Annotated in this window: 23 protein-coding genes and 4 pseudogenes; 17 read left to right on the top strand and 10 right to left on the bottom strand. The window is 66.6% G+C overall.

The genetic code is table 11. From position 1 onward, the window contains the following. Window position 1: 1 nt before the first annotated feature. Both V8F63_RS16010 and V8F63_RS16005 read left to right on the top strand, forming a co-directional pair. Window positions 2-1180 carry a cystathionine gamma-synthase gene (locus tag V8F63_RS16010; protein ID WP_253122369.1) on the top strand — a complete coding sequence of 393 codons (1179 nt, stop codon included), beginning with the start codon at window positions 2-4 and terminating at the stop codon, window positions 1178-1180. A gap of 55 nt (window positions 1181-1235) precedes the next feature. Then, window positions 1236-2462 carry a mechanosensitive ion channel family protein gene (locus V8F63_RS16005; protein ID WP_392354072.1) on the top strand — a complete coding sequence of 409 codons (1227 nt, stop codon included), beginning with the start codon at window positions 1236-1238 and terminating at the stop codon, window positions 2460-2462. 84 nt (window positions 2463-2546) lie between these two features. On the opposite strand, the gene V8F63_RS16000 is transcribed toward V8F63_RS16005, so the two are convergent. The 3 genes and pseudogenes from V8F63_RS16000 to V8F63_RS15990 form a co-directional block, all read right to left on the bottom strand. Then, on the bottom strand, window positions 2547-2759 hold the full coding sequence (locus tag V8F63_RS16000; protein ID WP_003164457.1) for a cold-shock protein: 213 nt from the start codon (window positions 2757-2759) through the stop codon (window positions 2547-2549). A gap of 437 nt (window positions 2760-3196) precedes the next feature. Then, the gene (locus V8F63_RS15995; protein ID WP_134581319.1) at window positions 3197-3889 is read right to left on the bottom strand and encodes a TorF family putative porin; all 693 of its coding nucleotides are present in this window, start codon (window positions 3887-3889) and stop codon (window positions 3197-3199) included. Between the two features lie 35 nt (window positions 3890-3924). After that, window positions 3925-4849 (bottom strand): annotated as a pseudogene (locus V8F63_RS15990) (nitronate monooxygenase family protein). Between the two features lie 397 nt (window positions 4850-5246). Between V8F63_RS15990 and queF the strand changes: the two are divergent. From queF to V8F63_RS15975, 3 genes are all read left to right on the top strand, one after another. Beyond that, complete coding sequence (queF, locus tag V8F63_RS15985; RefSeq protein ID WP_392354071.1) at window positions 5247-5708, top strand: preQ(1) synthase; 462 nt, start codon at window positions 5247-5249, stop codon at window positions 5706-5708. Window positions 5709-6115: 407 nt separating this feature from the next. Continuing rightward, the gene (locus tag V8F63_RS15980; protein WP_392354070.1) at window positions 6116-7135 is read left to right on the top strand and encodes a hypothetical protein; all 1020 of its coding nucleotides are present in this window, start codon (window positions 6116-6118) and stop codon (window positions 7133-7135) included. A gap of 185 nt (window positions 7136-7320) precedes the next feature. Next, on the top strand, window positions 7321-8130 hold the full coding sequence (locus V8F63_RS15975) for a DUF817 domain-containing protein (RefSeq protein ID WP_392354069.1): 810 nt from the start codon (window positions 7321-7323) through the stop codon (window positions 8128-8130). 177 nt (window positions 8131-8307) lie between these two features. On the opposite strand, the gene V8F63_RS15970 is transcribed toward V8F63_RS15975, so the two are convergent. Beyond that, window positions 8308-8838 (bottom strand): nitroreductase, encoded by a 531-nt coding sequence (locus tag V8F63_RS15970; RefSeq protein ID WP_392354068.1) that lies wholly within the window; start codon window positions 8836-8838, stop codon window positions 8308-8310. 117 nt (window positions 8839-8955) lie between these two features. On the opposite strand from V8F63_RS15970, the gene V8F63_RS15965 reads away from it, so the two are divergent. The 4 genes from V8F63_RS15965 to V8F63_RS15950 all read left to right on the top strand — a co-directional run bounded on the left by V8F63_RS15965 (window position 8956) and on the right by V8F63_RS15950 (window position 10734). Further along, entirely contained in the window at window positions 8956-9270 is a 315-nt protein-coding gene (locus V8F63_RS15965; protein WP_392354066.1) for a hypothetical protein, read from the top strand. Continuing rightward, window positions 9267-9584 carry a hypothetical protein gene (locus V8F63_RS15960; RefSeq protein WP_392354064.1) on the top strand — a complete coding sequence of 106 codons (318 nt, stop codon included), beginning with the start codon at window positions 9267-9269 and terminating at the stop codon, window positions 9582-9584. The genes V8F63_RS15965 and V8F63_RS15960 overlap by 4 nt, the downstream gene beginning before the upstream one ends. A 28-nt stretch (window positions 9585-9612) precedes the next feature. Beyond that, window positions 9613-10434: a serine O-acetyltransferase gene (gene cysE, locus V8F63_RS15955; protein ID WP_227157709.1), complete on the top strand. Its 822-nt coding sequence runs from the start codon at window positions 9613-9615 to the stop codon at window positions 10432-10434. A 90-nt stretch (window positions 10435-10524) separates the two neighbouring features. After that, complete coding sequence (locus tag V8F63_RS15950; protein WP_003167318.1) at window positions 10525-10734, top strand: DUF3126 family protein; 210 nt, start codon at window positions 10525-10527, stop codon at window positions 10732-10734. 142 nt (window positions 10735-10876) lie between these two features. Here the strand turns inward: V8F63_RS15950 and V8F63_RS15945 are convergent, their stop codons facing one another. Next, window positions 10877-11335: a hypothetical protein gene (locus V8F63_RS15945; RefSeq protein WP_392354063.1), complete on the bottom strand. Its 459-nt coding sequence runs from the start codon at window positions 11333-11335 to the stop codon at window positions 10877-10879. Between the two features lie 81 nt (window positions 11336-11416). Between V8F63_RS15945 and V8F63_RS15940 the strand changes: the two genes are divergently transcribed. The 3 genes and pseudogenes from V8F63_RS15940 to V8F63_RS15930 all read left to right on the top strand — a co-directional run bounded on the left by V8F63_RS15940 (window position 11417) and on the right by V8F63_RS15930 (window position 14627). Beyond that, complete coding sequence (locus tag V8F63_RS15940) at window positions 11417-12283, top strand: 50S ribosomal protein L11 methyltransferase (protein WP_392354061.1); 867 nt, start codon at window positions 11417-11419, stop codon at window positions 12281-12283. 152 nt (window positions 12284-12435) lie between these two features. Continuing rightward, complete coding sequence (locus V8F63_RS15935; RefSeq protein ID WP_392354060.1) at window positions 12436-12720, top strand: DUF559 domain-containing protein; 285 nt, start codon at window positions 12436-12438, stop codon at window positions 12718-12720. A gap of 84 nt (window positions 12721-12804) precedes the next feature. Further along, window positions 12805-14627, top strand: a pseudogene (locus V8F63_RS15930) (aminopeptidase P family protein). An 81-nt stretch (window positions 14628-14708) separates the two neighbouring features. Here the strand turns inward: V8F63_RS15930 and V8F63_RS15925 are convergent. Beyond that, a complete protein-coding gene (locus V8F63_RS15925) occupies window positions 14709-15131 on the bottom strand; it encodes a DUF2147 domain-containing protein (RefSeq protein WP_392354059.1) in 423 nt (140 codons plus the stop codon). Between the two features lie 270 nt (window positions 15132-15401). Further along, window positions 15402-17728: pseudogene (gene ligA / locus V8F63_RS15920) on the bottom strand (NAD-dependent DNA ligase LigA). Window positions 17729-17861: 133 nt separating this feature from the next. On the opposite strand from ligA, the gene V8F63_RS15915 reads away from it, so the two are divergent. After that, entirely contained in the window at window positions 17862-18827 is a 966-nt protein-coding gene (locus V8F63_RS15915; RefSeq protein ID WP_392354058.1) for a M20/M25/M40 family metallo-hydrolase, read from the top strand. 116 nt (window positions 18828-18943) lie between these two features. Here the strand turns inward: V8F63_RS15915 and V8F63_RS15910 are convergent, their stop codons facing one another. After that, on the bottom strand, window positions 18944-19093 hold the full coding sequence (locus V8F63_RS15910) for a hypothetical protein (RefSeq protein WP_392354057.1): 150 nt from the start codon (window positions 19091-19093) through the stop codon (window positions 18944-18946). A 12-nt stretch (window positions 19094-19105) separates the two neighbouring features. On the opposite strand from V8F63_RS15910, the gene V8F63_RS15905 reads away from it, so the two are divergent. Further along, window positions 19106-19540: an isoprenylcysteine carboxylmethyltransferase family protein gene (locus V8F63_RS15905; protein ID WP_392354056.1), complete on the top strand. Its 435-nt coding sequence runs from the start codon at window positions 19106-19108 to the stop codon at window positions 19538-19540. A gap of 17 nt (window positions 19541-19557) precedes the next feature. Further along, complete coding sequence (locus V8F63_RS15900; RefSeq protein ID WP_392354055.1) at window positions 19558-20052, top strand: hypothetical protein; 495 nt, start codon at window positions 19558-19560, stop codon at window positions 20050-20052. 135 nt (window positions 20053-20187) lie between these two features. On the opposite strand, the gene V8F63_RS15895 is transcribed toward V8F63_RS15900, so the two are convergent. After that, window positions 20188-20652 carry a peptidylprolyl isomerase gene (locus V8F63_RS15895; RefSeq protein ID WP_003167307.1) on the bottom strand — a complete coding sequence of 155 codons (465 nt, stop codon included), beginning with the start codon at window positions 20650-20652 and terminating at the stop codon, window positions 20188-20190. Between the two features lie 80 nt (window positions 20653-20732). On the opposite strand from V8F63_RS15895, the gene V8F63_RS15890 reads away from it, so the two are divergent. Further along, window positions 20733-21455 carry an RlmE family RNA methyltransferase gene (locus V8F63_RS15890; protein WP_025977560.1) on the top strand — a complete coding sequence of 241 codons (723 nt, stop codon included), beginning with the start codon at window positions 20733-20735 and terminating at the stop codon, window positions 21453-21455. Here V8F63_RS15890 and V8F63_RS15885 read toward each other — a convergent pair. Continuing rightward, a complete protein-coding gene (locus tag V8F63_RS15885) occupies window positions 21452-22018 on the bottom strand; it encodes a DUF2061 domain-containing protein (protein ID WP_025977559.1) in 567 nt (188 codons plus the stop codon). The genes V8F63_RS15890 and V8F63_RS15885 overlap by 4 nt on opposite strands. A 128-nt stretch (window positions 22019-22146) precedes the next feature. Between V8F63_RS15885 and guaB the strand changes: the two are divergent. Next, window positions 22147-23606, top strand: a pseudogene (gene guaB, locus V8F63_RS15880) (IMP dehydrogenase). Window positions 23607-23642 lie beyond the last annotated feature (36 nt).

Genomic DNA, 23642 nt, shown 5'->3' with positions numbered 1-23642 from the left:
CATGTCTGAACTGAAGAACCGCCAGGGCTTCTCGACCCGCGCCATCCATGCGGGTCAACGGCCGGACCCGACGACGGGCGCGGTGATGACGCCGATCTACGCCACCTCGACCTATGCGCAGGAAAGCCCAGGCGTGAACAAGGGCTATGAATACGCCCGCGGCAAGAACCCGACGCGTGAGGCCTTTGAGGCCTGCATCGCCGATCTGGAAGGCGGGGTTCAGGCCTTCGGGTTCGGCTCGGGCATGGCGGCGACCTCGACGGCGCTGGAGTTGCTGGACGCCGGGTCGCACATCATTACCGGCGACGACCTTTATGGCGGATCGTGGCGGCTGTTCGAGCGGGTGCGGCGCCGGTCGATGGGGCTGGACTTCAGCTACATCGACCTGACCGATCTGGCGGCGGTCGAGGCGGCGATCACCGACAAGACCCGGATGCTGTGGGTCGAGACGCCGACCAACCCGCTGATGAAGCTGGCCGACATCGAGGCCCTGTCGCGGATCGCCAAGGCGCACAAGCTGATCCTGGTGGTCGACAACACCTTCGCCACGCCGTGGAGCCAGCAGCCGCTGGCGCTGGGCGCCGATGTGGTCATGCACTCGGCGACCAAATATCTGAACGGCCACTCTGACATCGTCGGCGGGGTGCTGGTGGCCAAGGACGCGGAGATGGCGGCCCAGTTGAAGTTCCTGCAGAACTCCATCGGCGGCGTCATGGGGCCGTTCGACGCCTTCCTGGCCAATCGGGGGCTGAAGACGCTGGGCCTGCGCATGAAGGCGCACAATGAGAACGCCCTGGCCGTGGCCCGCTGGCTGGAAGACCGGGCCGATCAGAAGAATGGCGGCGTCGCCAAGGTGCTCTACCCAGGCCTGATCAGCCACCCGCAGCACGAACTGGCCGCGCGCCAGATGAACGGCCGCTTCGGGGGCATGGTCACCCTGCTGATCGACGGCGACCTGGAGCGCACGAAGCGGGTGCTGGAGCGGGTGCAGGTCTTCACCCTGGCGGAGTCGCTGGGCGGCGTCGAAAGCCTGGTGAACCACCCGGCCATCATGACCCACGCCAGCGTACCGAAAGAGGTGCGCGAGGCCGGCGGCGTCACTGACAACCTGATCCGCCTGTCGGTCGGGGTCGAGGACATCGACGACCTGATCGCCGATCTGGATCAGGCCATCGGCTGAGACTGATTGAGGCGCCGGGGTTCAAATCTCCGGCCAGCCTGCCTAGGCTGGGGACATGTTTAATTTTGACGCCATGCGCGAGCGCCTGGCGGAGTTCCCGACGGCGGAGATGCTGATCGGGCTCTGTCTTCTTGTCCTTGTCGCCCTTATTGCGGACTTTGTCGTCCGCCGAGTCCTGACCCGACTGATCCTGAAGGTCGTCGGGCGGGCGGCGCAGGATCTCGATGTCCTGCTGCAGCCGGTGGTGCGCAGCTTCACCCGCGTCGTTCCAGCCATCATCATCTACCGGGGCATCGGCGGCGTGCCCCATCTCTCGCCCGGCGTCGTCACCCTGGTCCAGAATGTGGCTGGGGCCTTTATGATCGTGGCGGTGGCTGTCGGCATCGGCGCCGCGCTGGACATGGCCAACGCCATCTACGCCCGCTCGCCACGCGCGCATCGACGCAGCATCAAGGGCTATCTTCAGGTCCTGAAGATCGTCATCTACGCCGTCGCCACCATCCTGGTGATCGCGGCGCTGATCGACCGCTCGCCGTTGCTGCTTCTGTCGGGTCTGGGGGCGCTGGCGGCGGTGCTGATGCTGGTGTTCAAGGACACGATCCTGTCGCTGGTGGCGTCGGTTCAGTTGAACTCCAACGACATGCTGCGCGTCGGCGACTGGATCGAGATGCCTCAGGTCAACGCCGACGGGGACGTCATCGACATCGCCCTGCATACGGTGAAGGTTCAGAACTGGGACAAGACCGTCACCACCATCCCCACATGGCGGATGATCAATGAGTCCTACAAGAACTGGCGCGGGATGCAGGAAAGCGGCGGGCGCCGGATCAAGCGCGCCCTGCTGATCGACCAGACCAGCGCGCGCTTCCTGACCGAGGCCGAGCGCGATCGGATGCGGCGCTTCCTCCTGATCGACGACTACTTGGCCGACAAGGCCGTCGAGATGGCCGACTGGAACGCCAAGCTGGTCGCGGCGGGGCGGGATCCCGTCAATATGCGCCGCTCGACCAACATCGGCGCGTTCCGGGCCTATGTGCAGAACTATCTGGAGAACCATCCCCGCATCCGCCAGGACATGACCCTGCTGGTGCGCCAGCTGCAGCCGACGGAGACGGGCCTGCCGCTGGAGATCTACGCCTTCACCGCCACGGTCGCCTGGGCAGAGTATGAGGCGATCCAGGGCGATATCTTCGATCACCTGCTGGCGATCCTGCCCGAATTCGGTCTGCGCCTGTTCCAGTCGCCCAGCGGCGCCGACTTCAGCCAGTTGAAACCCGCATAAGAAAAGCGCGCAGAGGGCGACCTCTGCGCGCTTCAATCCTTGTCGCCTACGCCCGTCGTTGCCGACGGGGAGGGGACGGCTGGATCAGCCTTCGGTCTTCAGTTGACCGGCCGATTCCTTGCCCGAGCGACGGTCGCGCTCGATTTCGTACGAAACCTTTTGGTTTTCGTCCAGGCCGCGCAGGCCGGCTTGCTCGACGGCCGAGATGTGGACGAAAACGTCCTTGCCGCCGTCATCCGGCTGGATGAAGCCGTAGCCCTTGGTGGAGTTGAACCATTTAACAGTGCCGGTAGCCATTTTCAGGACCTCCGCTAGAAGTTGGCCTCAGAGAACGTCCCTGATGGCCTGTCGGGTCTGTATGGATCGGCTTAGACCTCGGTGCGCGGGGCAGAAGGCAGAGCGTTACGCAGTGAGATCGACCCCGATAAAGTGGACCGTTCCTCGTCCTAATGCAAGGGGCGCGGTTCAGGGCTCGGCGGTTTCGGGGGCGAAACCCAGTTCTCCTGACATAATTTACGCAGGGCCGAGGTGATGGTCGAGCCATACAGGGCATCCTGGATCCGCTCATACCCCTCGGTCTTCAGGGCCTGTTTCACATCGCCTACCGTCCGGCAGGCGCCGCTTTGGGCCAGTTGGTACGCACGTTCCAAAGTCGTCGGTCGAAAAGTCATGGCGTCAGCCTAAGCCTTTTCGCGGCAAAGATGAAACCGGCGCCTGAAACTCGGCGCGGCCGGTCAGAAATAGACGCTGATTCCGGCCACCACGGCGTCGGCGTATTGCTCGCCCGGAACCTTGGCGTTCGTGCCGTGCCAGCGCAGTTCGGCCTCCAGGTTGGACGTCAGGGCGTAGGTCGCGCCGATGTTGTAGCCGGTGTAGTCGACGCTCTCGTCCTGCTCGCGGCGGCCGATCTCGGCCGAGACGTTCAGCTTGTCGGTGAAGTCCCAGCCGCCGCGCAGGGCGACCCAGGTCCACGCCTTCACCGAACCGGCGCCGTCGGGCGAGTGCTGCAGCCGCAGGCGGGCGCTGGCGGGGCCGATCGAGCGCTTCATGTCGGCCGTGAATTCCCAGGCGTTGGCGTCATAGCCGGGGGCGGCGTCCACCCGCCACTTGTGCGCGGCGTTCAGGTCGAAGTCGAAGCCGGCCCATTGCGGACGCACCCCGCCGGTCAGCTCCAGCTCCAGCTCCGAGCCGCCGCTCTTGATCGTTTCGGCGGCGGGGCTGACGTAGAAGAGGCCGCTGTCGCTTTCCCATTCCGCGGCGCCCCAGACGAAGGGATCGCCGTCGGACTTGGAGGCGTCCTTGGAGCGGTTGTCGCTGGCGGCGCCCGCGCTGAAGCTCCAGCGGCCGGGCATGTCCTGGGCCTGGGCCGCCGAGGCCAGGATCAGGAGCGGGGCGGTCGCCAAAAGGGCGGTCGTCAGGATGCGCATGGTCGGCCTCGTCAGGGGAGTGTCGAGGCCGCTTCCTAGAGACGCTTCTTGTCGAATTTATCACAGGCTTGCGAAAACTCGTCCGTCAGCCGAGCGACAAGCTGGGCCGTGGTCGGCACGTCGTGGATGGCGCCCGAACCCTGGCCCGCCGACCAGACGGTCTTCCACGCCTTGGCCTCCTCGCCCATGTCCAGCTTGTGCTCGGGCAGGGACTTGGGGTCGATGTTGTTCTCGACCAGCGACGGGGTCAGGAAGTTGGCCGGGATGCCCGAAACGGCGGGAGTGTAGGTGATGTCGGCCGAGCCCGCCTGGACGATCATCTCCTTGTAGTGGGGCTGGGCCGCGCTCTCGGTCGTGGCGATGAAGCGAGTGCCCATATAGGCGAAGTCGGCGCCCATCATCAGCGCCGCCGCCACGTCCTGACCGGTCGAGATGGCGCCTGCCAGGATGATGGTCCCATCGTAGAAGCTGCGCACCTCGTTGATCAGGGCGAAGGGGTTGACCACGCCGGCGTGCCCGCCTGCGCCATTGGCGATCAGGATCAGGCCGTCGACGCCCGCCTCGGCGGCTTTGCGCGCATGACGCACATTGGCGATGTCGTGGAAGACCACGCCGCCATAGCCGTGCACCGCATCCACTACGTCGCGCACGGCCCAGCGAGGTGATGATCAGCGGCACCTTCTCCTCGACCGAGACCATCATGTCGGCCATCAGGCGCGGATTGGTCGGGTGGACGATGTGGTTGACGCCGAAGGCGGCGGCGCCGGGCTTCAGGCGCGCCTTGATCTCGTGCAGCCACTCCCGATAGCCCTCGGTCGTGCGCTGGTTCAGCGAGGGGAAGGTGCCGATCACGCCCGCATTACAGGCCTCCACCACCAGATCGGGCCCCGACACCAGGAACATGGGCGAGGCGATCACCGGCAGCTTCAGGCCGGACTGCAGGGAAGCGGGAATGGCCACGGGTCGTCTCTCCTGAGTTGCTTTTGGCTACGCTAACCGGCTGTCGTCAGGGAAGGCAATCAATGATCCTTCTCCCCTTGTGGGAGAAGGTGGCAGGCGGAGCCTGACGGATGAGGGGTGTGAGCGCCCCGGCGTCCGGCTATCGCACTGTTGAGGCGCAGAACAGCGAACCTTGCGCCGACACCCCTCATCCCAGCGCCTCCGGCGCCCACCTTCTCCCACAAGGGGAGAAGGAGAAAAAGAGAGTCCAATTCGTCTGAATCGTCTGAAATCGCCTCGTCCCCGCGCGGCCCGTCTCCCTCGGCCGGGGCGCAGTCTAGCACAGGTGAAGCGGGGGATGGCCGATTGCGGCGGGGGCGGCGTTTTCTTTGGCGGGGCGAAGGCCTAAATGGCGGGCATGACCCACTATACCGACAGCCTCAGCCAGCTCGGCGTCCAGACCGCCGCCCCGACGAACCCGCAAGAGGCGGTGCTGGAGCGCGTGCCCAATCCGCACGCCGACACGCTCTATGTGGCGCGCTTCACCGCGCCGGAGTTCACCAGCCTGTGCCCGGTGACGAACCAGCCCGACTTCGCCCACCTCGTCATCGACTATGTGCCGGGTGACTGGCTGGTCGAGAGCAAGAGCCTGAAGCTGTACCTGACCAGCTTCCGCAACCACGGCGCCTTCCACGAGGACTGCACCGTCGCCATCGGCAAGCGCCTGGCCGAGCTGCTGCAACCGAAATGGCTGCGCATCGGCGGCTATTGGTACCCGCGCGGCGGCATCCCCATCGACGTCTTCTGGCAGACCGGCGCGCCGCTGGAGGGCGTGTGGCTGCCGGATCAGGGCGTGGCGGCGTATCGCGGGCGGGGGTGAGAGAAAACAAGCCTCGCGGACAAAATTTGTATTCAAACAATACGATCGTGCTTCCTTGTTTCGTCGTAAACTCCCGTCTAGCTTCGATTTGAACTAGGGGGTGACATGACTAAACTGACTGAGGTTTTCGGGATCACTACGTCGGTTCCCACGTACACATATGTGGACCGTGCTGGATTGGACGGGCAGTTTGAGCATCTGCTCCATGCAGATCGCCACGTGGTGATCTACGGCGCATCGAAGCAGGGCAAGACGAGTCTCCGGCGGAAGCAACTCCCTGAGAAGGACTCCTTGTCGTCCCATGCAAGCCCGAGCACAGACTCGAAGATCTCTACAAGGAAATTCGCAGACAGCTTGGCGTTAAGGATCTCACCGCCACCAAGGCAAGCTCTGGTCTGTCGGGTAAGGTGGGGGCCGAGCTCAAGGGTGGCTTAAGTATTCCGCTCATAGCTAAGGCTGACGTCCAAGGCGCGGTTGAGGCTGAGCTTTCGGGTGCCGAGGAGAAGTCGTTTAATCACGTACCCGACGAAGGGTCTCTGGTCGCGCTGGCGGCGGAGATTAAGAAATCGAAGAAGCGGGTAATCGTTGAAGATTTTCACTATTTGTCAGACGAGGAGCGTAATAGGCTCGCGTTCGATCTGAAGGCCCTGTGGGATCTATCAGTTTTTGTCATTATTATTGGAGTATGGGCTGAGCAAAACTTGCTTACAGTATATAATAATGACCTGAATGGGCGTGTTGAAGAGATTGACGTTCGGTGGGAGGATGATGATCTTCATGAAGTTGTGAGCAAGGGTGAAGATGCGCTTAACGTTATCTTTGATGGGCCGATAAAGCAGGCGCTTGTCGTAGATGCGGCGGGAAATGTTGGCCTACTTCAGCGGCTCGCCGAAAAGCTATGCATGAACTCGGGCGTCACTTCTGGCGCAAAGGATGTTCGGATCGTCGATGATTTATCTATCGTCGAAAAGAGCCGCGACCAAGTGTGTGTTAGCCAACAGAATCGCTACCATACTTTTATTGATCTAGTGGGCGCAGGTTTCAAAGACCCGGAACGAACCAAGCTTCGCATGTATCATCATCTCGTCCGGGTTTGCTATGAGGCCGATGAAGCTGAGTTGCTGTCGGGCATCAGCCGTCAAGTTATTCTCGCTCGCATTCAGAAGTTTGAACCCGATGCGAACATGAGTGTGCTCTCTGCGGCGTTGAGCCGCCTCAACCGACTGCAGTCGGATCGCAAGATTTTTCCACCCGTACTGGCCTACAACAACATCGCGAAAACCGTCGCGCTCGTGGACCGAGAGTTCCTCTTCTTTCGTAAGCACACCAAGAAGCCTTGGCCGTGGCTGATAGAAGGATACGAGGAGGAATTAGCTGGCGCGGACTTGTTTGACCCGGAACCAGAGGTTCAAACGGCGCGTCTGTAGAGAGTTCGCTTACCGAACAAATCTCCAAGCGTCCTTGTGGGAAGGTGCCTTGTGTCTGCCGTTGATCCAGCTTCGTCTTTCTGTCCCGGTATTACGTTGGGTGAGCCTCATTTCCACCTAACTCCTAGCCTCCGCCCATGACCCCATCCTCCCGCCTCCCGCTCGAAGCCTGGGGCCGTCGCTTGATGACCCACGCTGAGGCGTGGGCCGACCGGTCGCGGCTGCGCCGTTACGCCTATGAATTCCTATGGTTCGGGCTGAAGCAGGGGTGGGCGTGTCTGTTCGGCGGGGCGATGCTGGCGCTGATCCTGGGGACGTTTCTGTTCTGGCCCGATCAGGCGCCGCTGGCGCGCTATGACTTTCTGGTGCTGGGGGCGCTGGGGATACAGGCGCTGATGCTGGCCTTCCGGCTGGAGAGCTGGGAGGAGGCGCGGGTCATCTTCCTGTTCCATGTCGCCGGGACGATCATGGAGCTGTTCAAGACCTATCACGGGTCGTGGATCTATCCGGAAGAGTCGGTGCTGAGGATCGGCGCCGTGCCGCTGTTCTCGGGCTTCATGTATGCGGCGGTGGGCAGCTACATCGCGCGGGTGCAGCGCATCTTCCATATCCGGGTGCGGAACTATCCGCCGCTGTGGACGACGTGGGCGCTGGCGGCGGCGATCTACGTCAACTTCTTTGCGCACCACTGGCTGCCGGACGTGCGGCTGGCGCTGTTCGCGGCGACGGGGCTGCTGTTCATGCGCGGGTGGTTCTACTTCACCGCCGACCGGACGCGGCGGTCGATGCCGCTGCTGCTGGGCTATGGGCTGGTGGCGCTGTTCATCTGGTTCGCGGAGAACCTGGGGACGTTCGCGCGGGCCTGGGTCTATCCGGGGCAGAGCGACGGGTGGGAGATGGTCAGCCTGAACAAGCTGGGGGCGTGGTTCCTGCTGATGATCATCTCGGTGGTGCTGGTGTCGATCGTGCACCGGCTGGAGGAGGAGCCGAGATAGGAAGGCCTTCTCCCCTTGTGGGAGAAGGTGGGCGCCGGAGGGGCTCGGATGAGGGGTGTCGGCGGGGCGTTTGCCGCCTGTGCTCGCCAGATGACGTAATCGGATGCCGGGGCGCTGACACCCCTCATCCGTCTCGCTGCGCGAGCCACCTTCTCCCACAGGGGGAGAAGGAGAGGATCACGGCCGCCGCGTCACCTTGTGCGCCAGGTTCGGGCGGGGGCGCTCCAGCGGGGGCTCGGTCAGGGAGCCGACGTGGATGAAGCCGGCGATGCTCTCGCCGTCCTCGACGCCGAACAGGGCGACGGCGGCGGGGTCGTAGGCATACCAGTCGGTGATCCAGCTGGCGCAATAGCCCAGGGCGTTGGCGGCGTGCTCAAGGTTCATGCAGACGGCGCCGGCGGACAGCTGCTGCTCCCACACCGGAACCTTGTGGCCTTCGATGGGGGTCGAGACGACCAGGATGGTCAGCGGCGGGTTGGCCAGCTTGGCCAGGGAGGCGATCTCCTTGCCGGTGCGGTTCTGGGTTTCGCCCAGCACGGCGAGGGCCTCGGACAGTTCGGCGCGGCTCTGGGGGCCCAGCACGACGAAGCGCCAGGGGAAAAGCTTGCCGTGGTCGGGCGTGCGGGCGCCCAGGAGCAGGATCTGCTCGACCTCGGCGTCCGAGGGGCCGGGCAGGGTCAGCAGCTGGGCCGAGGCCGAGCGGCGCACGGCCAGACGCGACAGCAGCTCTTGCGAACGGACGGGCAGGGGCAGGGGGCGGACAGGTCTGACGGGCTCATGGCCGCTTAGCTAGGATTTCCCGGCCTCCGGCGCCATAGCAGGGGCATGAGCAAGATCCGCGACATCAAGCCTCGCTGGGCCGAGGGCCTGCCTGACACGCCGCCGTGGCGCAGTCTGGGGACGAGCGTGATCGTCGATACGCCCTGGATGCAGATGACGCGCCATCCCGCCGTGGCGCCGACGGGGGCGGATGCGGACTATATGGTCATGCGGCCGAAGAATGTGGGGACGGGGGTGCTGCCGTTGCATGACGACGGGACGGTCAGCCTGGTCGGGCAGCACCGCTTCGCCCTGATGCGCTACTCCTGGGAGATGCCCGAGGGCGGGGCGCCGCAGGGGAGGACCCGTTCGAGGCCGTGAAGCGCGAACTGGCCGAGGAGGCGGGGCTGACGGCGCAGCACTGGCGCGCGGCGCTGGACGTGGACCTGTCCAACTCCATCACCGACGAGCGGGCGATGACCTGGGTGGCCTGGGGGCTTGAGACGACCGAGACGGCGCCGGACGCGACGGAGGTCTTTCTGTCGGCGCGCGTGCCCTTCGGCGAACTGATGGCCGAGATCGCGCGCGGCGCGGTGCGCGACAGCCTGACGGTGGCGACGGCCTATCGCGCCTACCATATGGCGCGGGAGGGCGAACTGCCCGCCGCGCTGGCGCGTTCCATGCTGGGCGCGTAAGATCGCCGCCGAACGCGAAGGATGCCGGATGGCCAAGCTGGAAGTCGTGCCGCAACAGCCGGACCTGTGGGCGCAGTTGCGCGCCGCAGCCCAGGACGCTGCGCGCGAGGAGCCTCGCCTGGCGTCGCAGCTGAACGCCGTGGTGCTGGCGCACGATGATTTCGCGGGGGCGCTGAGCTTCCAGATCGCGCGCAAGCTGGGCGATGCGGAACTGGGCGCCATGACGGTGCGCGAGGTGGCGCTGTCCGCCTTCGCCGCCGATCCGGGCATCGTGGCCGCCGCCGAGGCCGACCTGAAGGCGGTGCAGGAGCGCGATCCGGCGATCCGGTCGCTGTTGCAGCCCTTCATGTATTTCAAGGGGTTCCAGGCGTTGCAGGCCTGGCGCGTGGCGCACTGGCTGTGGACCCAGGACCGCGACACCCTGGCGTTTCACTTCCAGAGCCGGATCTCGGAGCTGTTCCAACTGGACATCCACCCGGCGGCGCGGATCGGCTCGGGCGTCTTCCTGGACCACGGCACGGGCATCGTCATCGGCGAGACGGCGGTGATCGGCGACGAAGTGTCGATGCTGCACGCCGTGACCCTGGGCGGGACCGGGGCCGAGCGCGGCGATCGCCATCCGAAGATCGGGCGCGGCGTCCTGCTGGGCGCCGGGGCCAAGGTGCTGGGCAACATCACGGTCGGCGACTACGCCAAGGTGGCGTCCGGCTCGGTGGTGCTCAAACCCGTCCCGGCGGGCTGCACCGTGGCGGGGGTGCCTGCGCGGCTGGTCAACTGCCCCACCGACGCCACGCCGGCGCGGACCATGGACCATACGCTGTCCGACATCGTCTATGACTTCGTGATCTGAGACTCTGCTGTGGGCTGATCCTGTCCGGGCTTCCAATCGGCAGACGGCTTCTCTACCCTTCGCGGCCAACGAGTTGAACGAGGCTACCCCGTGACCGAGAACGATCTGAAGCGCGTCGAGACGCACCTGAAGCGCACCTTCAACCACGGCGGCATCAAGGTGAAGGGCCGCAAGGTGGCCGATTCCGCCGAAGTCTATGTCGACGACGAGTTCATCGGCGTGGTGTTCGAGGATGAAGACGAAGCCGGTTCCTACATGTTCGAAATGGCGATCCTGGCGGAAGACCTGCCGCCGGCCTGAGGCCCGCCTGACGACGTGAATGAAAAAGGCCGGAGAGGGCGTCCTCTCCGGCCTTTTTCTTGGCGCTCAGCGCCGGATCACAAACCGAACAGACGGGCGAAGAAGCCCTTCTTCTTTTCGGGGGCGGGCGTGTCGACTGGCTTCACCGGCTCGACCGCCGCAGCGGCGGCGGCGGGCGCCGTGGCCTGAACGGGGGCTCGACCGGGGCGGCGAGGGCCGCGACGGCCGGCTCGGCCCTGGCCTCTGAAGCGGACGGCGCGGCTTTCACGGCGGGCTTGGCTGCGGGGGCCTTCTTCGGCGCTGCAGCCTTCTTGGGCGCGGCGTCCTTGGCGGCGGCCGTCTTCGCGGTCTTGGCGGCCGCCGGCTTCTTGGCGGTCGCGGCCTTGGCGGTCGTCGTCTTGGCTGCGGCGGGCTTGGCCTTGGGCTCAGCCTTGGGCGCGGCCGCCTTGGCGGGAGCCTTGGCCGCCGCGGCGGCCTTTACGGTCTTGGGCTTGGCGTCAGCTTTTGTCGCTGCGGCGCTCGACTTTGCCGCTGGTTTCGGCTTGGAAGCGACAGAAGCCGCTTTCGCGGCAGGTTTCGTCTCAGACGGTGCTTTGGCCATAAACTCCCCGACCCCTCGTTGGACGCGGGCGTGTGATCCAAGCCCGCACTGGCGATTCGTTATTATAACGGTGTTTGAAAAATGTCCGAATCCGCAGTTCAGGTGATCGCCCGCGGCGACCGCGCCCCGGCCGAAGCCGCCGCCGCCGCCATCGACGCCAACCCCCTGCTGGAAGGCGCCACCTACTCGATCCTGGAAGAGGATGAGGACAAGGAAATCTGGCGCATCGACGCCTTCCCGACCAGCGACGAGGAGGCCGAGGGCATCGCCGAGATCCTGCGCGCCACGCCGGGGCTGGAGGTGGTGGTCGAGAAGCTGGCCGACGCCGACTGGCTGGCCATGAGCCTGTCGGGCCTGCCGCCGGTCGAGGCGGGGCGCTTCTTCGTCTATGGCGCGCACGATCAGGGCAAGATTCCCGAGGGCCGGGTCAATCTGAAGATCGACGCCGGCGCCGCCTTCGGCACCGGCCACCACGGCACGACGGTCGGCTGTCTGGAGGCCTTCGACAACCTGCTGAAGAGCGAGACTTTCGAGAAGGTGCTGGACGTCGGCTGCGGCACGGGCGTGCTGGCCATCGCGGCGGCCAAGACCGGCTCGCCCATCGCCGTGGGCACCGACATCGACGAGCCCTCGGCCCGCATCGCCAATGAGAATGCGGCTATCAACGACGCCAAATGCGAGTTCTATTTCGCCGACGGCCTGAGCGACGCGCGCATCGCCCAGCACGCGCCCTATGATCTGGTGTTCGCCAACATTCTGGCCGCGCCGCTGGTGTTCCTGGCGCCCGAGATCGCCGGGGCGCTGAAGTCGGGCGGGGTGGCGATCCTGTCGGGCCTGCTGCGGACGCAGGAAGAGCGGATTCTGGAGGCCTATCTGCCGCTGGGCTTCGTGGTGGAGCAGACGATCCATCATGACGCGTGGAGCGCGCTGCAGCTGCGTAAGAATTAGAGGGAGATTCTCCTCCCCGTCCCGGGGAGGGTGGCAGCCGAAGGCTGACGGATGAGGGGTGAAACACCGTCGTTCGGTGTTAGGCTTCAGCTATGTTGAAGCCCTCGTTTCGCACTCAGGCCAACGCCCGTCGGTCTCGCCAAGACTTGACCATGGCCGAAGCCGCCCTGTGGAAGCTTCTGCGGGATCGTCGGCTGGCGGGCGTGAAGTTTCGCCGACAGGCGCCTATCGGGCGATACATTGCCGACTTCTGCTGCCCGGCGTTGCGGCGGATCATTGAGTTGGATGGCGGCGTTCATGTGCTGCGGGCTGAGTCTGATGCTGAGCGGGACGCGTGGCTGACGGCGCAGGGTTTCACGGTGTTGCGCTTCGGAAACGAGGCCGTCTTGAGCAATCCGTCCGTGGTGTTCGATGCTGTTCGGCAGGCGGTGGCGTAGCAGGCGAGGTGACGGTGTTTCACCCCTCATCCGGCCCTGACGGGCCACCTTCTCCCGCAAGGGGAGAAGGAGTAAGAGGCCCTCATGCGCCAGACATTCGACGAAACCACCGATCCGTCCTTCGGGGCCAAGCACCTGCCTCTGCTCCGCGCGGAGATGGCCAAGCAGGGCCTCGACGGCCTGTTGGTCCCGCACGAGGACGAGCATCAGAACGAATATCTGCCCGACGCCAATGAGCGGCTGGCCTGGGTCAGCGGCTTTACCGGCTCGGCCGGGGCGGGCGTGGTGCTGATGGACAAGGCGGCGGTCTTCGTCGACGGCCGCTATACGGTGCAGGCCAAGGCCCAAACGGACGAGGCCCTGTTCGAGCGGCAGCCGCTGAATGCGCTGGCCGACTGGCTGGCGGCTGTGCCGGCGGGGTCGGTAATCGGCTATGATCCGCGGCTGCACAGCCCCGATGCGCTGGCGACCCTGAAACGCGCGGTCGAGAAGGCCGGGGCGACGCTGAAGGCGGTCGAGGCCAACCCGATCGATCTGGCTTGGAGCGACGCTCGCCCGGCCCAGCCGCAGGCGCCGGTGGTCCCGCATGAGGAACGCTATTCCGGCGAAGACGCCGCGTCCAAGCGCGCCCGCATCGGCAAGGCCATCCGTGATGCCGGAGCCGACGTCGCCGTGCTGACGTCGCCATCGTCGCTGGCCTGGCTGTTCAACATTCGCGGCGGCGACGTGATCCGCACGCCCCTTCCGCTGGGGCAGGCGGTGGTGAAGGCGGACGGGACCGCCAGCGTCTTCCTCGATCCCGCCAAGGTGACCAACGAACTGCCCGGCTGGCTGGGCGACGCCGTGACGCTGGAGGCGCCCGAGGCGCTGCCGGGCGCGCTGGACGCCCTTTCGGGGCGCAAGGTGCTGATCGACCCGGCCGTGTCCTCGGCCTGGTATTTCGACCGGCTGGAAGCGGCGGGCGCGGACATCGTGCGCGGTATGGATCCCTGCGCCCTGCCGCGCGCCTGCAAGAACGCCGTCGAGATCGAGGGCGCCCGACAGGCGCACATCCGCGACGGCGCGGCCCTGACCCGCTTCCTGCATTGGGTCGATACGGTCGCGCAGAAGGAGCTGCCGGACGAGCGGGCGGTGGTCGAGGCGCTGGAAGGCTTCCGCGAGGCGACCGGCATGCTGAAGGACCTGTCGTTCGACACCATCGCCGGGGTCGGGCCGAACGGCGCCCTGCCGCACTACAAGCCGGTCGGGGCCAAGATCGGCCGATGGAGAAGGGCTCGCTGCTGCTGGTGGACGGCGGCGGCCAGTATCTGGACGGGACCACGGACGTGACCCGCACCATGGCCATCGGCGAGGGCGCGGCCGATCAGCGCCGGATGTTCACCCTGGTGCTGAAGGGCCATATCGCCATGGCGGTGATCCGCTTCCCCGCCGGGACCAGCGGGCGTCAGCTGGACGCCATCGCGCGCCAGCCGCTGTGGAATGCGGGCTTCGACTTCGATCACGGCACAGGGCACGGGGTGGGGTCGTATCTGGGCGTCCACGAAGGGCCGCAGCGCATCGCCGGCTGGGGCACCGACCAGCCGCTGCTGACCGGGATGATCCTGTCGAACGAGCCGGGCTATTACCGTGAGGGCAAGTGGGGCATCCGCATCGAGACGCTGCAGGTCGTCACGGAGCCGACGCAGGTTCCGGGCGGCGAGCGGCCGATGCACGGCTTCGAGCAGCTGACGCTGGCTCCGCTGGATCGCAAGCTGATCGACACAGCGCTGCTGACGGCGGACGAGCGGGCCTATGTCGACGCCTATCATGCCGAGGTTCTGGCCAAGGTCGGGCCTCTGCTGGCTGAGGGCGTGCAGAAGGACGAGGCGGCGCTGGAGTGGCTGAAGGCGCAGACGGCGCCGCTGTAAGGCGAGCGCGCAAGCGTGGATATGAAGTCGCCTCCCTCGCGATCGCGGGGGAGACGTTTTTCGTTGGCCTGTGCGCCTCGATTACTGGACGCGGGTCCAGGTCTGGGTCTTGCACAGCGGGGCGACGATGCAGCCGCGCAGGCGCAGCGTATTGTCGTTGGTCAGGGTGATGGTCCCGCGATAGGTCCCGCCGTCCTCGGGATTGTAGACGCTGCCGCCGCGCCATTCGGTCGGGCCGCCGGTGAAGCCCGACAGCATCCGCAGGCCGCGTAAGGTACGGTCGCGCAGGGAGGCGTCCTTGTTGCGAGCGTCGCGGGCGTTCGGATCGGCGCGGATGTGGCTGGAGGTGACGAGCGTGCCGCACAGGGCCTGGCCGCAGCGTTCGATGCGGACCTGGCCGCCGTTGGTCGGGGTCTGCCACAGGCCGGTCGGGTCGCTGGCGAGCGCGGGAGAAGCGAGGGCGGCGGCGGCGACGGCGAGCGCCGTCAGGACGGAGGTCTTCATCGGCGTTTTCCTTCTGACGGATCGTTGAGCCGATCCCTTAGGACGGAGGGTGATCCGGGTTTCGGACAGAAACAAGGCCGAAATCTTGAAGTTCGCCAAAGGATTACATGACCTCAGGTCAAGATTTCTTCGCGCGCGTTCTCCTCCCCATTTCATGGGGAGGTGGATCGGCGGCGTAGCCGTCGAGACGGAGGGGCTGCTTGGTTCCGCTGTCGCAAAGCCCCTCCACCGCTAGGCGGTCCCCCTCCCCATTCCATGGGGAGGAAAGCGTCAGCCGCCGATCAGCGCCAGCCACTCGTCCTCGGTCAGGACGGCGACGCCGTGTTTTTCGGCGTCCTTCAGCTTGGACCCGGCGCCGGGGCCGGCGACGACGTAGTCGGTTTTCTTGGACACCGAGCCCGAAACCTTCGCCCCGAGGCTTTCGGCGCGGGCCTTGGCCTCGTCGCGGGTGAAGCGTTCCAGCGAGCCGGTGAACACCACGGTCTTGCCCGCCACCGGGCTGTCGGTCGTGGGGGCGGCCACGTCCTCGACGCGCTCGAGCTCGGCCAGCAGGGCGTCGACGACCTGGAGGTTGTGCGGCTCGTGGAAGAAGTGGGCCAGGGCCTCGGCGGCGACCGGGCCGACGCCGGAGACGCCTGCGATCTGGTTCAGAATTTCGGACGGGCCTTCGTTGCGCGCGACGGCGGCCCAGCGTGTCAGGTCGCTCCAGCCGTCCGAGATTTCCGCCAGCGAGCGGCGGGCGGGGGCGGCCATGCCGGGGAAGGCGAGGGCGATCTTCTGATCCATCGGCGCTTCGGGCCAGGGATCGTCGGCGGCGGGGCGGGCGTCAGCCATCAGGCCCAGGACGCGGGGCGAAATGGCGTGGGTCGCGGCCAGCGTCTTCCAGTCGTCGCTGGCCAGGCCATCGGCGGCGGCCATGCAGGCGCCCTGGAAGGCGGTCCAGCTGCCGAAGGCGCGGGCCAGGACGAGCGAGGTCTGTTCGCCGATCTCTCGCACGCCCAGGCCGAAGATCAGGCGGTCCAGGCTGATGACGCGGCGCGCGTCGATGCCGGTGATCAGGTTGCCGACGCTGGTCTCGCCATAGCCGTCTTCGGCGCGCAGCAGGGCCAGCTTCTGCTCGTCGCGGGCGAGGCGGAAGATGTCGGCGGGCTCCTTGATCCAGCCGCGCGCGTGGAAGGCGATCAGCTGCTTTTCGCCGAGGCCCTCGATGTCGAAGGCGCGGCGGCTGACGAAGTGCTTGAGGCGCTCGACGATCTGGGCGTCGCAGATCAGGCCGCCGGTGCAGCGGCGCTTGACCTCGTCCCCTCGCGCACGGCTTCGGAGCCGCAGACGGGGCAGACGGTGGGGAAGACGTAAGGGACGGCGCCGTCGGGGCGCAGGGTTTCGACCACGCCGACGATCTGGGGGATGACGTCGCCGGCGCGTTGCAGGACGACGGTGTCGCCGATGCGCACGTCCTTGCGGGCGATCTCGTCCTCGTTGTGCAGGGTGGCGTTGCGGACCACGACGCCGCCGACAGTGACGGGATGCAGGCGGGCGACGGGGGTCAGGGAGCCGGTGCGGCCGACCTGAATGTCGATGCCTTCCAGAACGGTCGTCGCCTGTTGCGCCGGGAATTTGTGAGCGATGGCCCAGCGGGGACTGCGGGCGATGAAGCCGAGGCGCTGCTGCCAGTCCAGCCGGTCGACCTTATAGACCACGCCGTCGATGTCGTAACCGAGGCGGCTGCGGTCGGCCTCCAGCGCCTGATAGACGCCGATCAGGCCTTCGGCGCCCTCGACGCGGGCCGAGCGGTCGTTGACCTGAAAGCCCCAGCTGCGGAAGGCCTCCAGCGCGCCGTGTTGCGTCTCGGCGAAGGGTGCGGAGGTCTCGCCCCAGGCGTAGGCGAAGAAGGTCAGGGGGCGCAGGGCCGTGATCTTGGGGTCTTTCTGGCGCAGGGAGCCAGCGGCGAAGTTGCGCGGGTTGGCGTAGGTGCGCCTGCCTTCGGCCTCGGCCGCCGCGTTGAAGGCGTCGAAGGCGGCGTTGGGGGCGTAGACCTCGCCGCGGATCTCGATCACGTCGGGCCAGCCGGAGCCGGTCAGGGTTTGGGGAATGGCGGCGATGGTGCGCAGGTTGGCGGTCACGTCCTCGCCCGTCTTGCCGTCGCCGCGCGTGGCGCCCTGGACCAGAACGCCCTTTTCGTAGCGCAGGCTGGCCGAGAGGCCGTCGATCTTGGGCTCGGCGACGAAGGCGATCGGCTCGTCGCCCGGCAGCTTCAGGAAGCGGGCGATGCGGGCGACGAAGTCGCGCACCTCGCCGTCGTCGAAGGCGTTGTCCAGCGACAGCATGGGCACGCCGTGGCGGACCTCGGCGAACTGGGTCGAGACAGGGGCGCCGACGCGCTGGGACGGGGAGACGGGGCTGGAGAGGGACGGGAAGGCGGCCTCGATGGCCAGGGCGCGGCGCTTCAGGTCGTCATAGTCGGCGTCGGAAATCTCGGGCGCGGCGTCGGCGTAATAGAGGGCGTCATGGCGCGCCAGTTCTGCCGACAGGCGATCCAGCTCTTCGCGCGCCTGGGCTTCGGTCAGGGTTTCGACAGGCGGGAAGAGATCGGACATGAGAATCGCAGGAAGTCGGCAAAGGCGGAAGGGGTTCCTTATCACCCTGCCGCCGCCATGACAGAAACGTAATCTGACGCAGCGGCCGGGGGCCGCTAGCGTCGCGCTTCAAAGATTCCTGCCGGAGCCCTCCATGCGTCCTGTCCTAGTCAGCCTGTCCGTGATCGCCGCCGCCCTGACGCTGGCCGCCTGTGAGACGACGACCGCGCCTGTGGTCGAGACGCCTGCGGTCGCGGCGTCGCCCTCGGTCGATTACGCCCAGTTGATGGAGGACCTGCGCATCCTGTCGGCCGACGACATGCAGGGGCGCGACACCGGTTCGGAGGGCGGGGCCAAGGCGCGCGCCTACATCGTCGGGCGGTTGGAGGCGCTGGGCGTCCAGCCCTCGCCGATGGGGCGGCTGCAGCCGTGGGAGATGCAGGGGCGGACGCGCGAAGGGACCAAGACCTTCAGCGGGACCAACATCATCGGCGTCATCCCCGGCACGCGGGTGGGCGACAAATACATCGTGGTGACGGCGCACTACGACCATGTGGGCGTCAACGACGGCCAGATCTTCAACGGCGCCGACGACAACGCCTCGGGCGTGGCGACCATGCTGGAGCTGGCCAGACGGCTGAAGGCCAACCCGCCCGAGCACAGCGTGCTGATCGTGGCGCTGGACGGCGAGGAGCGAGGCCTGCTGGGCGCCAAGCATTTCGTCGAGGCGCCGCCGGTGCCGCTGCACGCCATCGCGATGAACCTGAACTTCGACATGACGGCGCGGGCCGACAGCGACGGCAAGCTGTGGGTGACGGGGACGTATCAGCATCCCTATTTCCGCCCGGTGCTGGATCAGGTGGCGGCGCGTCCGAACGTAGCGTTGGCCTTCGGCAAGGACACGCCTCAGGATGAGGGCGCCGACAACTGGGTCGAGGCGTCGGATCACGCCGCCTTCCACCGCGCGGGGCTGCCGTTCCTCTATTTTGGGGTGAACTATCACCCGGACTATCACCGCCCCAGCGACGACTTCGAGAAGATCAACCCGGCGGTGTTCCAGGACTCGACGGAGCTGGCCATCGCCGGCTTCCGGGCGCTGGACCGGTGGCTGGATCAGTGACGGCTGTCGCAATACACTTGCAAAGATAGGCCTTGAATCCGCCCTCAGAGCGGCGTTCTGTCGCAGCCTCAGCAGTCGAGGAATACAGTGATGTCGGCGACGCAAGGGTTTGACCTTCAACGGGTGCAGAAGCTGCGCAAGGCGGCGCTGCTGGTCGGGTTGATCGGCGTGGTCGGGCTGGCCTTCGTCAGCCGGTCCATCGGCGGCGAGACCATGCTGCACGAGGGGCTGGAGGCGTTCGGCCTGGGCCTGATCGTCGTCTGCATCGTCGGGCGCGCGTGGTGCTCCTCTATATCGGCGGACGCAAGAAGGCCGAGATCGTGGATCGCGGACCCTATTCGATCAGCCGCAACCCGCTGTATGTCTTCAGCTTCATGGGGGCGTTCGGCGTGGGCGCGCAGACGGGCAGCGTGGCGCTGGCGACCGTCTTCCTGCTGCTGACGGTGGCGGTCTTCTACGCCACGGTGAAGCGCGAGGAGGCCTGGCTGGCGGGCGCCTTCGGCCAGACCTATGCCGACTATTGCGCCCGGACCCCGCGGTTCGGGCCGGACTTCTCCAAATGGCGCGACGCCGACAGACTGGAGGTGCGGCCGCAGTTCTTCCTGACGACCTTGCGTGACGGTCTGGTCTTCCTGCTGGCCGTGCCGCTGTTCGAGTCGGTCGAGCATCTTCAGGACATGGGCTGGCTGTCGACCCTGCTGCGTCTGCCATGAGGGCGTTGTCGATTCTGGTGGCGGGGGCCCTGGCCCTGACGGTCGCGGCCTGTGATCGGGGCGCCGTGCCTGACACGGCTCCCTCGGCGACGCCGTTCAAGCACGACCTGCCCGAGGACGTGTCCGGCTACTACATCCCGACGACGGTGGTGCAGGTCGGCGACTGGCGGCTGCATCACCTGTTCATGGGGCAGGTTCCCGACTTCATGGCCTGGCGCGACGGTCAGCGCACGGCGGGGTTCGCGCCGATCATGATGGAGTTCGAGACGGGCGATAAGGCGCGGCGCACGCGGCTGATTCCGACGGCCTATGACGTGACCGAGGACCGGGTGCGCTTCGAGGCGTCGTCGCGCGAGCTGGGCGCGGTGTCGTTCGAGGGAGCGCTGGACCAGGGCGCGCTGGCGACGGCGCGGCGCAACCTGGGCGATCAGGGCGTGGTCCTGAAAGGACGGCTGAAGGTCGGGAACCGGACCTTCGACGGGGTGTCGATGCGATGGTGGGCGGGGGACTGATCTTCTCCTCCCCATTTCATGGGGAGGTGGCGCGGCGCGTAGCGCCGTGACGGAGGGGCTGCCCGGTTCCGCTGTCGCAAGCCCCTCCACCACTTTGTGGTCCCCCTCCCCACGCCGTGGGGAGGAGATTTATGATCAGGCGACGGTCGCCTTGACGATCTTGCCCGGCGCGCGCGGGGGCTCGCCCTTGGGCAGGGCGTCGACGTGTTCCATGCCTTCGATCACTTCGCCCCAGACGGTGTACTGGCCGTCCAGGAAGCGGGCGTCGTCGAAGCAGATGAAGAACTGCGAGTTGGCGCTGTCCGGATTGGCGGTGCGGGCCATCGAGCAGACGCCGCGAACGTGGGGCTCTTTCGAGAATTCCTGCTTCAGGTTCGGCTTGGACGAACCCGAGGTGCCGGTGCCCGTCGGGTCGCCGCCCTGGGCCATGAAGCCCGGAATCACGCGGTGGAAGACCACGCCGTCGTAGAAGCCTTCCTTGGCCAGGTCGGTGATCTGCTTGACGTGGTTCGGCGCCAGATCGTCGCGCAGCTTGATGACGACGTTGCGGTCTTCGCCGTCGCCGGTGTCCAGGGTGAAGGTCAGGGTTTGGTCGGCCATCGGGCGCTCCTTGAGGTTATGCGAGCCGGAATTGTGCGCGGGTCATAGCGGCTGAACGCCGTCAGGGCTATGTGGGAAGCATGAGTGAAGACGAAAAGCCCGCCGACAAGCCGCAGGAACGCCGCCGCATGGTGCGCCTGCCCACGGGCGGCACGGCCTCGGGCCGCAAGGTCGGCCAGAAGATCAAGACAGCCGACAAGAAGACGCTGTCCAGCCAGGCCTGGATCAAGCGTCAACTGTCGGACCAGTGGTCCGAGCGCGCGCGCGCAGAGGGCTGGCGCAGCCGCGCGGCCTTCAAGCTGATGGAGATCGACGACAGGTATCGGCTGATCAAGCGCGGCTCGCGGGTCATCGACCTGGGCGCGGCGCCTGGCGGCTGGGTGCAGGTGGCGCTGGATCGCGGCGCGGCGGCGGTGGCTGGCGTGGACCTGCTGATGATCGAGCCGATTCCGGGCGCGACGCTGATTCAGGCCGACTTCACCGATCCGGGCGTGGATCAGCAGATGCTGGACGCCATCGGCGGGCCGCCGGACCTGGTGCTGTCTGACATGGCCCACAACACCATCGGCCACCGCCAGACGGACCACCTGAAGATCATCGCCCTGATCGAGATCGCGGCCGATTTCGCCATCCGCACCCTGCGGCCGGGCGGGAATTTCGTGTCGAAGAACTTCCAGGGCGGCGACGCCGGCGGGGTGCTGACGCGCCTGCGCGAAGAGTTCGAGACGGTGAAATACGTGAAGCCGGAGTCGAGCCGAAAGGGCAGCGCCGAGGTCTTCCTGGTGGCGCTGAACAAGCGCTAGGCCGACGCGCCTTCCGCCTCGGCCGCAGCGCGCCGGGCGGCCTTTTTCGCTTCCGCGCGTGTCCACAGGCGGTCGTGCAGGGTGAAGAAGACCGTCTGCACCAGAGGCTCGATCGTGCCGATCGCCAGGGCGATGCGGATGTCGCGCGTCAGGGCGAAGGCCACCAGCACCGCGACGGCGAAGTGCATGACGCCGTAGGTGACGGTTTTCAACGCCACCTGCTTCAGGTTACGGGGCAGGGCGTGGCTATGTCCGTGGCCGTGGTGGTTGTGGGCGCGGTTCTGCTCGTGCGCGTCCATCAGCTCCAGACGGGCGGTGAAGGCCTCGGCCGTCTCTTCCACCCCGGACAGCATCTTGCGGCGCTCGACGCGGTGCCAGACGCGGTCGTGGATCGAATAGGCGATGGTCTGGAAGATCGGCTCGACCACCCCGACCGCCAGCGCCAGGCGCCAGTCGCGCGTCAGGGCGAAGGCCACCAGGATCGCCACGATCAGGTGCATGGCGCCGTAGCTCGCAATCTTGAGAGCCAGCTCCCGCGCCGTGTTGATCAAGATGCGAACCATTATCGCGCAATGCGTCCCTTCGCCGCCCGTTTCAAGGCAATTCCTCTTATATGGACGATAGCGCGGGCTTGGGGTTGCGGTTCCCCGCCAACGGGGGCTATACGCGGCCCGCAAAATGGAGGCTCCAAATGGAGATACGCGAAGGCCTAACCTTCGATGACGTTTTGCTCGAACCCGGTCCGTCCGAGGTCATGCCCGCTGATGTCGATGTCTCGACCCAGCTGACGCGCGAAATCAGATTGAACATCCCGCTGCTGTCGTCCGCCATGGACACGGTGACGGAAAGCCGCCTGGCGATCGCCATGGCGCAGGCGGGCGGCCTGGGCGTGCTGCACCGGAACATGACCATCGACGAGCAGGCCGAAGAGGTCCGCGCCGTCAAACGCTACGAAAGCGGCATGGTGGTGAACCCGGTCACGGTCGCCCCCGACACGACGCTGGGCGAAGTGCTGCAGATCGTCGAGCGCAAGAAGATCACCGGCTTCCCCGTGGTCGATCCCAAGAGCGGCAAGCTGGTCGGGATGCTGACCAACCGCGACATGCGCTTTGAGACGGACCTGAACCTCAAGGCCGCCGATCTGATGACGACGGGCGAGCTGATCACCCTGCGCGAAGGCTCGGCCGGGCGCGAGGCGGCGCGCGAACTGCTGCGCACGCGCAAGATCGAGCGGGTCATCGTGGTGGACGACGCCTATCGCGCCGTCGGCTTGATCACCATGAAGGACATCCAGAAGGCCCAGGCCTTCCCCAACGCCTGCAAGGACGAGCAGGGCCGCCTGCGCGTCGGCGCCGCCTCGACCGTCGGCGACGCCGGGTTCGAGCGGGCGATGGCGCTGGCCGAGGCGGGCGCCGACGTGGTGGTGATCGACACCGCCCACGGCCACTCGGCCTCGGTCGCCCAGGTGGTCGAGCGCATCAAGCGCGAGAACAACCGCGTCCAGATCATCGCCGGCAACGTCGCCACCTATGACGCCACGCGCGCCCTGATCGACGCGGGCGCCGATGCGGTGAAGGTCGGCATCGGGCCGGGCAGCATCTGCACCACCCGCATCGTCGCGGGCGTTGGCGTGCCGCAGCTGACGGCCATCGTCGACGCCGCCCGCGCGGCGCAAGGCACGGGCGCCTCGGTCATCGCCGACGGCGGCATCAAGTTCTCGGGCGATCTGGCCAAGGCCATCGCGGCGGGCGCCAATGTCGCCATGATGGGCTCGATGTTCGCAGGCACCGACGAAAGCCCCGGCGAGGTCTTCCTGTACCAGGGCCGGTCCTACAAGTCGTATCGCGGCATGGGCTCGGTGGGCGCCATGGCGCGCGGCTCGGCCGACCGCTACTTCCAGAAGGAAGTCTCGTCCGAGAAGCTGGTCCCCGAGGGCATCGAGGGCCAGACCCCTTACAAGGGGCCGATCGCCCCGGTGGTGCACCAACTGGTCGGGGGCTGCGCGCCTCGATGGGCTATGTCGGCGGCGCCACCATCGCGGACTTCCAGGAGCGCGCGCGCTTCGTCCGCATCACCAATGCGGGCCTTCGTGAAAGCCACGTCCACGACGTGATGATCACGCGCGAGGCGCCGAACTATCGTCAGGGCTGACCTGATCCGCTCCCGGCCCCGGTCGGGAGCGGTTTT

This window comes from Brevundimonas sp. LF-1, from assembly GCF_037055305.1.
Classification (GTDB): Bacteria; Pseudomonadota; Alphaproteobacteria; order Caulobacterales; family Caulobacteraceae; genus Brevundimonas; species Brevundimonas sanguinis.
This window is presented reverse-complemented; position numbering and strand designations above follow the sequence as displayed.

Excerpts from the sequence above, each read along its gene's own strand:
- V8F63_RS16010 (WP_253122369.1), top strand. The coding sequence starts at position 2 with ATGTCTGAACTGAAGAACCGCCAGGGCTTCTCGACCCGCGCCATCCAT.
- V8F63_RS16005 (WP_392354072.1), top strand. The coding sequence starts at position 1,236 with ATGTTTAATTTTGACGCCATGCGCGAGCGCCTGGCGGAGTTCCCGACG.
- V8F63_RS16000 (WP_003164457.1), bottom strand. The coding sequence starts at position 2,759 with ATGGCTACCGGCACTGTTAAATGGTTCAACTCCACCAAGGGCTACGGC.
- V8F63_RS15995 (WP_134581319.1), bottom strand. The coding sequence starts at position 3,889 with ATGCGCATCCTGACGACCGCCCTTTTGGCGACCGCCCCGCTCCTGATC.
- queF (WP_392354071.1), top strand. The coding sequence starts at position 5,247 with ATGACCCACTATACCGACAGCCTCAGCCAGCTCGGCGTCCAGACCGCC.
- V8F63_RS15975 (WP_392354069.1), top strand. The coding sequence starts at position 7,321 with ATGACCCACGCTGAGGCGTGGGCCGACCGGTCGCGGCTGCGCCGTTAC.
- V8F63_RS15965 (WP_392354066.1), top strand. The coding sequence starts at position 8,956 with ATGAGCAAGATCCGCGACATCAAGCCTCGCTGGGCCGAGGGCCTGCCT.
- cysE (WP_227157709.1), top strand. The coding sequence starts at position 9,613 with ATGGCCAAGCTGGAAGTCGTGCCGCAACAGCCGGACCTGTGGGCGCAG.
- V8F63_RS15945 (WP_392354063.1), bottom strand. The coding sequence starts at position 11,335 with ATGGCCAAAGCACCGTCTGAGACGAAACCTGCCGCGAAAGCGGCTTCT.
- V8F63_RS15940 (WP_392354061.1), top strand. The coding sequence starts at position 11,417 with ATGTCCGAATCCGCAGTTCAGGTGATCGCCCGCGGCGACCGCGCCCCG.
- V8F63_RS15935 (WP_392354060.1), top strand. The coding sequence starts at position 12,436 with ATGGCCGAAGCCGCCCTGTGGAAGCTTCTGCGGGATCGTCGGCTGGCG.
- V8F63_RS15925 (WP_392354059.1), bottom strand. The coding sequence starts at position 15,131 with ATGAAGACCTCCGTCCTGACGGCGCTCGCCGTCGCCGCCGCCGCCCTC.
- V8F63_RS15915 (WP_392354058.1), top strand. The coding sequence starts at position 17,862 with ATGCGTCCTGTCCTAGTCAGCCTGTCCGTGATCGCCGCCGCCCTGACG.
- V8F63_RS15910 (WP_392354057.1), bottom strand. The coding sequence starts at position 19,093 with ATGCAGACGACGATCAGGCCCAGGCCGAACGCCTCCAGCCCCTCGTGC.
- V8F63_RS15895 (WP_003167307.1), bottom strand. The coding sequence starts at position 20,652 with ATGGCCGACCAAACCCTGACCTTCACCCTGGACACCGGCGACGGCGAA.
- V8F63_RS15890 (WP_025977560.1), top strand. The coding sequence starts at position 20,733 with ATGAGTGAAGACGAAAAGCCCGCCGACAAGCCGCAGGAACGCCGCCGC.
- V8F63_RS15885 (WP_025977559.1), bottom strand. The coding sequence starts at position 22,018 with ATGGTTCGCATCTTGATCAACACGGCGCGGGAGCTGGCTCTCAAGATT.